Raw genomic sequence first — 12,893 nt, 5'->3', positions numbered from 1 at the left:
GGCAGCATAGCAACTGTCGGTCGGTGCGGGGGCGTCCACATCATCAGGATCGGCATGAGCCGATACGACCTGACCGATTTCGAGTGGCGCGTGATCGAGCCGTTGTTGCCCAACAAGCCCAGAGGCGTGCCGCGTGTCGACGATCGCCGGGTGCTGAACGGTATCTTCTGGGTGCTGCGGTCGGGTGCACCATGGCGCGATTTGCCTGAGCGCTATGGTCCGCGCACGACATGCTGCAATCGCTTCATCCGATGGCGCAAAGCCGGTGTCTGGGACCGGCTGATGGATGCGATCACCGCGGCGTACGACGGCGATATCCAGATGATCGACAGCACTTCCATCCGGGCGCACCAACAGGCTGCGACGGCAAAAAGGGGGATCGAGATCATTGTCTCGGTCGCTCCCGGGGCGGCCTCACGACCAAGATCCACGCGGTCGTCGATGCCAAAGGTCTCCCGGTCAGGCTCGGCCTGACACCGGGACAGGCGCACGACGGACCCGCTGCGCTCGGGTTGCTTGATCGCCTCGATCCACGCTCCATCGTTCTGGCCGACAAGGCTTATGACGCCGATGGCATCCGCAATCTGATCGAGGCGCAAGGCGCGGTGCCCAACATCCCGGCCAAGTCCAACCGCAAATGGAAACCCTGCTTCATCAAGGTGCTCTACCGCGAACGCAACCTGATCGAGCGCTTCTTCAGCAAACTCAAGCACTTCCGCCGCATCGCAACCCGCTACGACAAGCTCGCCGAAAACTTCCTCGCCATGGTCCAGCTCGCCTCAATGCGCCTCTGGCTCCGCTCTTATGAGTCTACGGCCTAGCACTACTTTGGCAGAAGGGTGATTTTTGGGATTCCCTGTGGGGAAGATGCGTGATTCATAGGGAGCCAGCTTTGATGGAGGCTGGCGATGGAAGAGGATTGGCAGCGCGATCTCGAACACTGGCTTGAGCCGTATCTGCGGGATCTGGGCAACAAGACGCGGCGGCGGATGTGCCCGGCCTATATCGCGGGTTTGATCGGCCCGGGCGATCGCAAGAGCATCCAGCCGATGGCGGCACGCGCCAAAGCGCTCAGCTATGATCGTCTCCATCATTTCATCGGTGCGGGGCTTTGGGACAGCGCACCGTTGGAGGCGACGTTGTGGCGACAGGCGGATGCCCTGGTCGGCGGTGACAAGGCCTGGCTTATCATCGACGACACGGCGCTTCCCAAGAAGGGCAAGGCCTCGGTCGGTGTCGCGCCGCAATATGCCACGGTACTGGGCAAGAACGCGAACTGCCAGACTTTGGTGTCGGTGACGCTGGCCTCGGGAGAAGTCCCAATCATGCTGGGCCTGCGACTGTTCCTGCCGGAAAGCTGGACCAGCGACCCGCTCCGGATGGCAAGGGCAGGCGTACCCGAGCCTTTCCAGACGTATCGAACCAAGCCCGACATCGCCATCGAGGAGATCGACCGCATCATCGCTGCTGGCGTGCGCTTTGGATGCGTGTTGGCCGACGCCGGCTATGGCCTGTCGGCGCCGTTCCGGCAGGCGCTCAGCGCGCGAGACCTGTGTTGGGCCGTCGGCCCGCCGACGTGCAGTTGACCTTCCCGGTGGCGGGGCGTGGACGACCTCGGGTTCGGCATGTGCCCGATGTCAAATCCCGGGCCGCCCATGCCATGCTCGAAGAGGTGAAGTGGCGGCAGGTCAGTTGGCGCAAGGGAACAAAGGGGCGCCTGACAGCACGTTTCGCCGCTCTGCGCGTGCGCATCGCCGATGGCGCGCCACAGCGCATCGGTGCTGCTGGCGCGCAGCATATGCCGGGCGAAGAAGCGTGGCGGGTGGGCGAGCATCGCTCGAATGGCGAGCGGAAATACTATCTCTCCAATCTCCCCGCCGACACTGCGATCAAGGATGTTGCCGGTGCCATCAAGGCGCGCTGGATCTGCGAACAGGCGCATCAGCAACTCAAGGAAGAGTTGGGCCTCGATCATTTCGAGGGACGCTCATGGACGGGACTGCATCGCCATGCACTCATGACAATGATCGCCTATGCCTTCCTGCAGACCAGAAGGCTCGCTCAGACGGGCCGGAAAAAAAGCGTCTCAGGCCCACCGCCACAACCGAGCCTTCCAGCTGTCCGCCAGGCCATCATTGACCGAATGTCGCGACCGCCGCCACGCAATTGCCCGCATTGTGGGAGAAGTCTTTCACCCGCGCACCACATACTTCTGCCAAAGTAGTGCTAGCGTAGCCATAACCGACATTGGACCGCCTACCGGTCAGGCGCTCACCCTGGGGCTGGGTAGCTGAGTATGCATATCGTGCTAACCCGGTCCGCCTTCGCCCGCCCCGCGTTCTGCGACGGGCCCGTTCTGCCTTCCGTGCGCCCTTCGCGCGCTGCAACATGACCTGGTGACGGGCCCCCGCGCGTGGATCGTTGGCTGTGCGTCGTGCCGCAATTCATTCATCAGCGCCGCCGCCCGCCTCATTGCTCGAACTTGGGCAGACGAGACGTCAAGGCAACCGCACTGGGACCCGCGGAGGCAGCCACGATACGACGGTTTGCGTCCCAACTCGCGTGGCGCAGTCCAGCTGGCCTTCGCTGTCAGATCCCCAGTCCCCGTCCTCTACCCAGCTCAATCCCATGGTGAAACGCGAGCGCATCGCCGAGCCGACGGTTCGTCTCCAGGGTAATGCCGAGCTCCTTCTTGCGCGTAGCCAGAATCGACTCGATCTGCGGGTCGCGCTTCAGCTGCTGGACCATTTCCTTCATTTCGTCGCGAATGGCATTCTTCCGAAGATAGTCGCCTGCCGCATAGGCGCTATTGGATTCCGCCTTGAGCTGGTTCCAGTCATGGACGAAGCTGTCGGCCCGAAGTGCAGGATCAGTACGGACGTTGGCCTCATGAAGCATCGCGTCCACCGCGCGCGGAGTTCGCCACGGGAAGCCTCATTCGCCAGCGTTCGGTCGCTGCGATAGGCGGTCTCGATATCGCGAGCGCCGTGCTCACGTATCCCATTCAGCTCTTTACGCGCCTCCGACAGCTCGCGCAGCTGGTCAGGATCGGCGACGTGGCCCGTGTCGAATGTCTCGTAGATACTGATAACCGCGCCGGCGTGGCGCTCGATCGCGCACCGACGCGCGTCGAGAAGTGCCTGTCTGGGCGAAAGTCCTGATTCCGGTGAAGGTGCAACCCGCAGCCGCAGCCCATCGAACCTGCCCCGCACGCGCTCGGGCACCGAGCGCACGAGTTCTGCGATGCGCTCCTTGAAGGTGAGCCCGCGATGCTCTGCGAAAGTTCGCTCGGGCGTCTGGCCATAGTCGCTCGCCATGTCTTTCGCACGGTTCCGCGATAGCGCGCGGGCCAGTCCGCCCTCCGCACTGTCGAGCGGGGCGCCAGCTCGCACAAAGTCCTCCTGGCCATAATGGAGAGCGACCTGATCCCGGTGCCGGGACAATGCGACATAGGCGGCGTGGCTGTCCATGCCCGGTGTTGCCAGGACGTGGACGCGGTCGACCGTCATCCCCTGCGCCTTGTGGATCGTCGCAGCGTACCCATGATCGATCTGCGCATAGTCCTTGAGGTCGAACGCGACCGCACGACCTTCATCGAGCAGTACTGCCATGCGCTGTGCGGTGACCGCCTGGAGCACGCCTAGCGTCCCGTTCTTCACCCCCAGGCTGCGCTCGTTCTTTAGGAACATCACGCGGTCGCCGGACGCGAACGCGCGCTGTCCGCGATCAACGCTGAGGGTCACCTCGTGACCAAGCTGTCCGGCGGCGCGCAGTCGCTGCCGCGCGGCCACATTGAGTGCCTCTACTTCGTCCCTCGTATGGGTAAGGATGATCTGGGAGGCAGAGGGTGTGCCCATGCGACCGCGGTCCCAGCCCTCGATCAGCGCACCCCGTGCAGCCTCGCGCGTCACAGCGGCATGGACATGCCCCTGCGCGGTATAGGCACCCAGCGCCTCGGCGGTGCGTCCTGTCGCCAGCTGCCGGGTTGCATCGCGCTGCCAGTCCTCGCGCTGGCGGCGCACCTCGGTGATCTCGACGCCGCCGTGCCGCTCGGCGGTGGCGCGGAACGCCGCACCCGCCTCGATTGCCTGGAGCTGTTCGGGATCGCCGATCAACACGACCTTCGCGCCGCGCTTCTCGGCTTCACCGATCACGCGCTCCATCTGACGCGAGCCGATCATGCCTGCTTCGTCGATGACGAGGACCGACTTGTCGGTCAGCAGTTCGCGCCCCTGCCCCCATTGATGCTCGAGGCTGGCGATGGTGCGCGAGGCGATACCCGAGCCGCTCTCGAGATTATCGGCAGCGATACCCGATAACGCGAGCCCCTGCACCTGATAGCCCGCACTCTCCCATGCTTCGCGCGCCACGCCGAACATCGCGGACTTGCCGGTACCGGCATAGCCGATCACGACGCCGAGGTCCTTCGCATCGGTGACATGCTCGAACGCCGCGCGTTGCTCTCCCGACAATACCATCCCGCGCCGCTCGGCAGCCCCGAGCGCGCGCTCGCGTTCGCGGTCGCCGACGCCGTGCCGTTCGCGCTCGGCGAGCACTTCCGTCTCGCGTACAAGCCGCTGCTCGGCCTCGATCATCTCCCGGCTGGTGAACCGCTCCTCGCCCCGCCCGTCACTGCCGAGCGCGACCAGCTCAGGCGCCCCCCGCACCGCCGCCATCACCTGATCGAACTGGTCCTTGCCGTCGCTATGCCGGTGCGCAAACCGGGCGAGGTCGCGCGTGGTGAAGGTCGCCTGGGTGCGCGTGATCGCATCGAGCGCGAGCCCCGGACTGGCGATGATCTTCTCGCCGTTCGAGCGCGCGATCTCGAGATGCTCGGCGGCACGCTCGGAATCCAGACCCTGTGCCGCCATGCGCGATGCAGCCGGGCCGATCTTGTGCTGGGGCTCGAGGTCGATCCCTTGCGCTTCCAAAGAGCGGTGATCGATCCGCGCATCGATATCCAACTGGGCGAGCCGCTCGTTGACATGCTCGCTCCAGCGCTCACGCCACTTCTCCAGCAGGTCGGTGCGGTTCCAGTCGCGGTTCTTCTTGCCAAACCCGTCCTCGTTCAGCTCGCGCATCGTCAGCATTACATGCGCGTGCGGCTTGGCCTCGCCATCGGCGCCGATATCCCAATGGACATTGAGATCGGCGATCATCCCGCGGTCGACGAACTCGTCGCGCGCGAAGTCCCGCGCCAGCGCGATCCCCTGTTCTTTCGTCATCTCTCGGGGAATCGCGAACTCGATCTCGCGCGCCAGCTGCGCGTCGATCCGCTTCTCGGTCGCTTCGACCTCATTCCACAAATGCTCGCGGTCTGACAGGTTCTCCGGTGCACCCTTCGGCAGCAGCACCTCGGAGTGGACGACGCCCGCCTTGTTGGAGAAATCATGATGCCGATTGAGCCGCTGGTCGTGCAGCCGCGAAGCCGAGCGATACGCAGCCGACGCAAGCGCGCTCGAACCAGCAGCGCGCGAGATGACTTTGGCCGAGAAGTGATAGATCGCCATGACGGCAATCCATCTACACTACACAAGCGACGTCGGCACGACGTATAAGCGCGCCCTCGAAATATTTCATCTTTCTCGGGATCGTTTCATCCCACAATGTTTCAGGCTATTTACGCTGATCGATGCAGTTACTAACTGAAGCGTCCTTCAACAGCAATTGAGGACGGCACGATGCGCAAACCCCGCGATTACGATTCGGAACTGCACGCGCTCAACGACAAGGCGAAGCTGCTCAAGGAACGCAAGGTTCAGCAGCTCGGCGAGGTTGTCGCCGCAACCGGCGCCGACGCGCTGCCAATTGAGCTGCTTGCCGGCGCATTGTTGAGTGCCGTCGACTGCAACGATGCCGCCGCGAAGGAGGGCTGGCGCAAGCGGGGCGCTGCGTTCTTTCAAGGCGCGCACAAATCTGGCGGCGTCGCTCGCGGTGACGCGCGCAGCGATCCGGCGGGCGATGGCAGGACGTCATCGGTTGCAAGCCAGGATCGCGCGTGACGACACGCGGGACTGGGTCGTGAAGCGGCGCGAGCGCACCCGCCAGTTGATCGAGCTTGGCGGGCTTGTTGCCAAGGCCGGGCTGCCCGAACTGACCGACGACGATCGCGCCGTGATCTTCGGCCTGATGGTCGAAGGTGCCGCTACATTGCGCGGCGAACATCGCCAGCAAGCACTAACCTTATGGCGGCGTCGCGGCCGGCGAGCATTTGAACACTCTTCCGACGATTAAGCATCTCGGCAGTTGAATTTGAAACGCGCGTTCGACATGGAGCAATGCAACCGGGGGAGACGGTTCGCGAGGGCGCCAATCTGGTCGCCACACAATTGAATAGGAACCCTGATGTCCGATGAAAACTCTTTGAACGCGGTCGAGCTCGCGACCGAACTTACGATAGCCTGGCTCGGTAATCAGAACAATCGCGTCTCCGCCGAAGACGTTCCGGCCTTCCTGCGCACCATGCACGCAACGGTCACGGAATTGGCCAGCGGTCCGGTAACTTCCGACGGCGATGCGCAAGACCTCGCTCCCCAGCAGGAATTCACGCCCGCGGTTACCGTGCGAAAGTCGCTGGCCTCGAAGGATCACATCATTTCGCTGATCGACGGCAAGCCGTACAAAACGCTGCGCCGGCACCTGTCGACGCACGGCCTGACGCCGGAAGAGTATCGCGCCCGCTACAATCTCAAATCCGACTATCCGATGGTCGCTGAGAATTATTCGGCGGCGCGCCGCGAGATGGCGCACAAGATCGGCCTTGGGTCGAAGGGGCGCCAGGCCAAAGCGGCTGCGGCGCCCGCTCCTGCGGAGAAGCCGAAGCGCGCTCCGCGCGCGGCAAAATCGGTCTGAAGATGCGAGCGCCGCGCGGCTCAGTCGCGCGGCGCGAGCCGCCGTTCGCACACCGTTTTCACCAGCGCCTGAAGGTCGGCTACGCGCTCGCCGAGCCAGTTCAGTTCCTCGTTGTTGATCTCGTAATGCGGCGAGTAGCGCGCGTTCACATAGGCTTGTCGCAAGAGTTCGAAACGGCGTCGGCTCACCTTGTCGGCGCGTGGCCAAGCAGCGACCAACTCCGGCGCCACCTCCTCGGCGTGAGACCGAAGAAAGTTCAACCGGTGCGATTTGGGGCTTTATGCCGCGCGGCGGACTATGCCGACTGGGTTCGGCTTTGCACGCCTTCCCAAGGCCTTGGCGGCGATAGGCGCGGCATAGTTTCCAGCGGTTTTGCCGATGACTGGGACGGCGATTTGTGTCGCGGCGAGCACCGGGGGGCTTGCTACTTGCTGCGGAGACCGCGAGAATCCGGAGATGCGAACGGACACCGACCACCTGCCGTCGATGCAACAGGAAGAGCTGGCGCGCGTCCGTCAGACGCTGATGGACGAGTTCGCGGTCGCGATCTCGCGCGCAACGCAGCCGTGGAAGAAAAATGGCAAGATCCAGAAGGTCGTGCTCTTCGGCAGCTATGCCCGCGACGACTGGGTCGATGAGCCTGAGAACGGCTACCAGTCAGATTACGACATCCTCGTGATCGTGAGCCACAAGGACCTCACCGACATTGCCGAATACTGGTACGTCGCCGAAGACAAGATCGAGCACGACGCATCGGTCGCGCGGCCCGTGAACATCATCGTCCACACGCTGGACGAGGTGAATCAAGGACTGACGCGCGGCGAATATTTCTGGGTCGACATCGTGCGCGATGGCATCGCGCTCTACGAGCTGGCGGGCGCCGAGTTCGTGACGCCCAGGCCGCTGACGGTCGCCGATGCGTATGAGATGTCAGCTCGCTACTTCAGATCGCGGAAGATGGACATCGATCGCTGGCTCGGCGCTGTCGAATACCACCTGGCCCAATCCACATCAGATGAGGGGTCCCGCAAGTTCGCGGCGTTCAACCTACATCAAGCCGCAGAGACGGCATATGCCTGCTTTCTGCTTGTCCGATCCCAGTATGTTCCGCGCAGCCACAACCTCAAGTTCCTGCGCTCGCTTGCCGAGGACAAGGAACCGCGTCTGGTCGACTGCTGGCCACGTGAAACGAAACAGGATCGACGCCGCTTCGAGCTCGCGAAGCGTGCCTATGTCGAGGCACGCTACTCGACCAACTATGAAATCGGCAGCGACGATGTCGCGGCGATCACTCGGTCCGTTCGCTCGCTTCGCGACAAAGTCGAGGCGGTATCGCTCGAGTGGCTGGACGAACTGCTCGAGCAGGCCAAGTCGGCGTCGTAGAGCGCCGAGGAACGCGAGAAGCGGAGCGCGAGTCTTGTCGTCACTTTCCTTCTGCCGATTGACGGCTTGGCAACGGCGCGCGCCGTCAACCTGCGCGCCGTTCCGCGACGGAATCACTGCCGCACCACCTGGCAAATCCCGCGCGCGAGAAGCAGGAAACTATGCCGCGCGGAATCTGCCTAAACGTCCGTCCCGCAGAGCAAAATCCAGCGCCATCGGCATAGTTCTCCGCTCGGCATAAAGCCCGTTATGCCGCGCGCGGCATAAGGGGCTGTAAAGCGTGAGTGCCAGCAAAGCGCAGTGATATAAGCGTTCAACTGATTGGTGGAGCATGAAAGCTGCATCGCGAAGAACGCCGTCTTCACAGCTGGTAACCGCCAACCGCCGAGCATGAACAGCAAACGGAAACCAATAGTCGAAATGCTTCTGCGCCTCGGCAAGCGCTTCCTCGGGCGGCAGCACACGTGGCGTCGCCAGTTCGAACCCCTCGGCCTCGTAAATGGCGATCCCTTGTTCGGCAATATCTACGAAAAACGGTCGCCCGTGCGTGAGCTGGTCGTTCACATCGGCCAAGTCGTGGACGATGAAATTGACCGGCGCGCTCAGTGCCTCGTTGATCGTCGCATCGCGCATCAACCGGTCGTCCGCCTTGCCCCAATATTCGACCGGATCGGTGAGTTTGGCGTCGTTGACGACGACGAGAATGTCATAGTCGGATTTGTAGCCGCCGACCGCGTCATCGACCCAGTCACCGCGCGCATAGCTGCCGTAGAGAATGACCTTGAGAATGCGCCCGCGCTTCTTCCACGGCTGGGTCGCGAGGCCGATCTCTCGCTCGAACTCCTCGAACAACACGCGCACCACATGCTGCAATTCGCGCTGCTTCTGGCTCGGCAGATGGTCGAGGTCGGTCTTCATCCTCGCACTCCTAGCCCTTGGCGGGGCAAGCGCAAACCTCGCCGGGCCAAAGCCCGGCGAGGTCGCGGTCATCGACGCCACCAGCGCCGGGGTTGCTTGTCCATGCGGCGCACGATGCTCAGCAGCGCTCTTGCAATCTGTCGCTCCACCTCGCGGACACTGAGGCCGGTGCGCTCGGCGATCTCGACATAGTCCATGTCGTCGAGCCGGGCGGCGAGGAAGATTTCGCGCTGCAACCGGGGCAGCTTGCCCACCGCGCGATCGAGCCGCTTCAAGGTCGCGGGATCAGGTTCGTCGGTCATGATGTCCTCCGACATAGGAGAGGGGAAATCTGGCGGCGCGGTGGCCGCCAGACTGGATCAGGCTGCGTGACGCAGCGGCTCTAGGTCGGGCGAGGCTCCCAGTTCGGCGACGATGGCCGCCCGGTTGACGGTCGCGACGCCGCCGCGCTCGGTGTAGGCGGCCGGTGGGAACGCCATCCACTTGGGCAACCAGCCCTCATGCCTATCGCGTCCGTTCTCGCCGGTCAGGCAATCGCGCACGATCTTGCGCTTTACCTTGCCGGTTGCCCCCTCGTTGGCATCGGCGACGCTTTCGCCCGCCACGTCCGCCAGCACATGGTGCAGCACTGCACGGTCGCGGATCATGTCGAGCAGCGCGTCGTCGCCCTGCCACACCTTGGCCATGTCGATGCCGAGCATCGTCCCCAGTACTTCGATCAGCGCGCTTCCCGCGTCGAGCGTCTCGCCCATGACGATCGCCGCCACGTCGAGCACCGCCGGATCGGGAAGCTCAATCAGCCGGACCAACAGCCCCGCCACGCCATGCTCGCCGTCATAGCCGCAGGTCACCGTGGGCGTCTCGGGATCGAGCCCTAGCAGCGCCAGCACCGCCCGCCGCTTCTCGTCAAACGCAGCTTCGGATGCGCTGTTCTCGACGCTCTCGGCAATCGCGTCGCTAGCGGCACGCTGCGCCTCGATTCGCACATTCCATAGCGACGAGCCGACGATGACATGTGCCACCATCAACCGCAGCGCCAGCGAAGGACGGTTGGCAATATCCGCTCGCACGGCGGCGTGCCGATGCAGGTCGATGTAGTTATGGATCGGCGAACTGACTTCGGGCCGGACAGGCTTCTCGACTGCCTCGCCTAGCGCACCCCTCCGAGCACCGCGTGCTTCCCTGAGCGAAACATAGCCCTCATGGACCGCGACGTCGCCGCCAGCGCCGACGCTGATGAACACCTTTCCGCCCTTGCGCTTGGGGCAACGCTCATGCTCCCAGCCGTGGAATGGCTCACCGGTCGGCAGCACGACAACCTCGCGCCATCCTGCCTTGCGGAAGCTCTCGGCCTTGGCCTCGACGGCAGCGGCCTGCGCAGTCCAGAAGCTCGCGGTGTCACCGAACCAGCGTTCCTCGCCGAACAGGTCGGAGACGATCTCGCCTTGGTAGCTGGCCAGCTCGAACAGCGCCGCGCTGACCGGGATCGATGCGCCGCCGAACAGCCATGCCTTCAACTGATAACCGGTCGGGCAATAGACCTCGGGGTCGTCCAGCAACGCCAGCCAATCCCGTTGCCTTGCCTTGGACGCGAGGGTCAGGTGCCGCACGGTCGCGACGTCGATTTCACCCTTGCGATAGAGTCCCCGGATGCGCGGCAGCAGATTTCCCAGCGCCAGCGTTCGTTTCACCTGCACGTTCGTAAGCCCGAAGGTGAGTGCGATATCCTCGGGCGAGCGCCCCTCGCGCACCAGCCGCGTAAAGCTCTCCCACCTTGTGACCTCGTCGGGGTCCAGCCGCGCGACATTCTCGATCAGCGATGCCTCCAGCGCCGCCGCGTCGTCACCCGCCGCGATCACTGCGCACGGCAACGCTTCCCGGTCACCGCTCTCATCGGCAACCGTCAGCGCCGCATGGTAGCGCCGCTTGCCCGCCACGATCTCGAACCGGCCCTCGCCCTCCGCAGGCCGCACGATCAGCGGCACGAGAACACCGCGCGCCCGGATCGAAGGCAGAATGTTCGAAGTATCCGGCTTGCCCCTGGCGCGCATGTTCGCAGCCGAGATGCAGAGACTGGCCAAATCGATGTGCTTGAGTTCCATCTTCCTCACTCCTTCAAACACCGCAACCGGCGCCGGAATAGACCCCATGGTGAGGGCACCGACCGGGCCGTCCCCGCACCTGAATCACACCAGCGTGACCCAGGCCGGGGGTGGGCGGCGAAGAGCGAGTGAAGAGGCGCGCTGAAGGAGGCAGGGCGCACCCGAAGGGCCGTAACGAAGTGCAGGACGTGCGCGCAGCGCGCGTTGCGGCATGCCGCAGCGGGCCTAGAAAGGAGCGCCGCTCACCCTCGACCTGGGTCAGGCAAAACAACGCCATCGCGACCAGCGATGGCCTTTGTCCGATCCCATTGAATCAAAGTCGCGCCGCGGCAGCGCGCCTTTCGAACATAGTGAGGAGGTAGACCATGAACATCGACGATCGTGACGCGGCGCCTGCAGCGCCTGTTCAAACGACGCTTGCAGCGATCTTCTTCTCGATGGAGCTGAGCAAATCGAGCTGGCTCGTCACCTCGCTGTCGCCCGGTGGCGGCGAGAAGATGTCGAAGCGCGCCCTGCCGGCTGGCGACATGGCGGGTCTGATGGCGCTGCTTGGCCAGATCAAGGAGAAGGCCCGGTTGCGAACCGGCGAAAGCTACCCGTTCGTCTCGATCCAGGAGGCCGGGCTCGACGGCTTCTGGATCCATCGCATGCTCGAGCGCGAAGGCATCGACAGTCATGTCGTCGACCCGGCGTCGGTCACGACGTCGCGGCGGCGCCGGCGTGCGAAGACCGACAAGCTCGATGGCGAGACGCTGCTTCGCACCCTGCTGGCCTATAAGCGCGGCGACCCGCGGATCTGCGCGATGGTGCGCCCGCCGAGCCCCGAAGAAGAGGACCGCCGCCGCAACTGTCGCGAGCGGCGTGTGCTGATCGGAGAGCGGGTCCGGCTCGTCAACCGGATCAAGGGGCTGCTGTTCTGTCACGGCATCGTTGACTTCCAGCCGCTGCATAAGGATCGGCGCGAGCGCTTCGATGCCTTGCGGACGGCCGATGATCTGCCGCTGCCTTGCCATCTGAGCGCCGAGCTGGAACGCATGCTCGACCGGGTCGAACTGCTTCTCGAGCAGATGAAGGCGAACGAAGCGACGCGCGATGCGATGATCGCCGCTGCGCCATGTCCGCCCGCACCGGCTGGGGGTGCGGCCAACCTGATGGTGCTGAAGGGCGTCGGCCCCGACTTCGCGCAGATCTTGTGGTCGGAGGGGCTCTATCGGCACTTCGACAACCGGCGCCAGCTCGCCGCCTATGCCGGCCTGGCCCCGACACCCTGGCAAAGCGGCAATGTCAGTCGAGAGCAAGGCGTGTCGCAATCGGGGAATCCCCGCCTTCGAACGATCATGGTCCAGCTCTCGTGGTTCTGACTACTGCACCAGCCTGACTCGGCGCTGACGCGCTGGTTCCGCGAACGCACCAAGGCGGGCGGCCGAAGCAAATCGACGATCATCGCCATGGCTCGCAAGCTGCTTATCGCCCTGTGGAAGTTCGTCCACCACGGCGTCGTCATCGAAGGAGCGGTAATGAAACGCATCTGAGCAACGCAACACCTGTCCGCCGGGGCTGATCAACCCCGGCAGATCCAGGTGGACGAACCGCACCACCCGCCTGGCCTCAAATGCCGTGGAATAGAATGGTCTCGTC

General features: G+C 64.0%; 11 protein-coding genes and 2 pseudogenes. 7 read left to right on the top strand and 6 right to left on the bottom strand.

Annotated features, from left to right (window positions below):
- Positions 1-54: 54 nt before the first annotated feature.
- Both TS85_RS24365 and TS85_RS00130 read left to right on the top strand, forming a co-directional pair.
- Positions 55-821, top strand: a protein-coding gene (locus TS85_RS24365) for an IS5 family transposase (protein ID WP_155006244.1) whose coding sequence is annotated in 2 segments (ribosomal slippage) — positions 55-367 and positions 367-821 — 768 coding nt in all. Because the reading frame shifts where the segments join, the coding sequence is not laid out codon by codon here.
- 87 nt (positions 822-908) lie between these two features.
- Positions 909-2,224 (top strand): annotated as a pseudogene (locus TS85_RS00130) (IS701 family transposase).
- Positions 2,225-2,589: 365 nt separating this feature from the next.
- On the opposite strand, the gene TS85_RS25945 reads toward TS85_RS00130, so the two are convergent.
- Both TS85_RS25945 and traA read right to left on the bottom strand, forming a co-directional pair.
- Positions 2,590-2,748, bottom strand: a complete 159-nt coding sequence (locus tag TS85_RS25945) for a hypothetical protein (RefSeq protein ID WP_227698607.1) — start codon at positions 2,746-2,748, stop codon at positions 2,590-2,592.
- A gap of 5 nt (positions 2,749-2,753) precedes the next feature.
- Positions 2,754-5,510, bottom strand: coding sequence for a Ti-type conjugative transfer relaxase TraA (gene traA, locus TS85_RS00125; protein ID WP_227698606.1), 2,757 nt, complete (start codon positions 5,508-5,510; stop codon positions 2,754-2,756).
- A gap of 171 nt (positions 5,511-5,681) precedes the next feature.
- On the opposite strand from traA, the gene TS85_RS00120 reads away from it, so the two are divergent.
- The 3 genes from TS85_RS00120 (at position 5,682) to TS85_RS00110 (ending at position 6,852) form a co-directional block, all read left to right on the top strand.
- The gene (locus tag TS85_RS00120) at positions 5,682-6,002 is read left to right on the top strand and encodes a conjugal transfer protein TraD (protein ID WP_044329662.1); all 321 of its coding nucleotides are present in this window, start codon (positions 5,682-5,684) and stop codon (positions 6,000-6,002) included.
- 19 nt (positions 6,003-6,021) lie between these two features.
- Positions 6,022-6,234: a conjugal transfer protein TraD gene (locus TS85_RS00115; protein ID WP_044329661.1), complete on the top strand. Its 213-nt coding sequence runs from the start codon at positions 6,022-6,024 to the stop codon at positions 6,232-6,234.
- A gap of 111 nt (positions 6,235-6,345) precedes the next feature.
- Positions 6,346-6,852, top strand: coding sequence for a MucR family transcriptional regulator (locus tag TS85_RS00110; protein ID WP_044329660.1), 507 nt, complete (start codon positions 6,346-6,348; stop codon positions 6,850-6,852).
- A 20-nt stretch (positions 6,853-6,872) separates the two neighbouring features.
- Here TS85_RS00110 and TS85_RS00105 read toward each other — a convergent pair whose 3' ends face one another.
- The gene (locus tag TS85_RS00105; RefSeq protein ID WP_227698605.1) at positions 6,873-7,040 is read right to left on the bottom strand and encodes a HEPN domain-containing protein; all 168 of its coding nucleotides are present in this window, start codon (positions 7,038-7,040) and stop codon (positions 6,873-6,875) included.
- A 268-nt stretch (positions 7,041-7,308) separates the two neighbouring features.
- Here TS85_RS00105 and TS85_RS00100 point away from each other — a divergent pair, with 268 nt between their 5' ends.
- Positions 7,309-8,235, top strand: a complete 927-nt coding sequence (locus TS85_RS00100; protein ID WP_044329658.1) for a HEPN domain-containing protein — start codon at positions 7,309-7,311, stop codon at positions 8,233-8,235.
- A gap of 159 nt (positions 8,236-8,394) precedes the next feature.
- Here TS85_RS00100 and TS85_RS00095 read toward each other — a convergent pair whose 3' ends face one another.
- The 3 genes from TS85_RS00095 to TS85_RS00085 form a co-directional block, all read right to left on the bottom strand.
- Complete coding sequence (locus TS85_RS00095; RefSeq protein ID WP_052507643.1) at positions 8,395-9,153, bottom strand: nucleotidyltransferase domain-containing protein; 759 nt, start codon at positions 9,151-9,153, stop codon at positions 8,395-8,397.
- 68 nt (positions 9,154-9,221) lie between these two features.
- Positions 9,222-9,455, bottom strand: a complete 234-nt coding sequence (locus TS85_RS00090) for a sigma factor-like helix-turn-helix DNA-binding protein (RefSeq protein WP_044335559.1) — start codon at positions 9,453-9,455, stop codon at positions 9,222-9,224.
- 57 nt (positions 9,456-9,512) lie between these two features.
- A complete protein-coding gene (locus TS85_RS00085; protein ID WP_044329657.1) occupies positions 9,513-11,255 on the bottom strand; it encodes a ParB/RepB/Spo0J family partition protein in 1,743 nt (580 codons plus the stop codon).
- Between the two features lie 365 nt (positions 11,256-11,620).
- On the opposite strand from TS85_RS00085, the pseudogene TS85_RS00080 reads away from it, so the two are divergent.
- Positions 11,621-12,787 (top strand): annotated as a pseudogene (locus TS85_RS00080) (IS110 family RNA-guided transposase).
- The last annotated feature ends 106 nt before the right edge of the window (positions 12,788-12,893 follow it).

Origin of the sequence: Sphingomonas hengshuiensis (assembly GCF_000935025.1) — a bacterium.
GTDB classification, from domain to species: Bacteria; Pseudomonadota; Alphaproteobacteria; order Sphingomonadales; family Sphingomonadaceae; genus Sphingomonas; species Sphingomonas hengshuiensis.
This window is presented reverse-complemented; position numbering and strand designations above follow the sequence as displayed.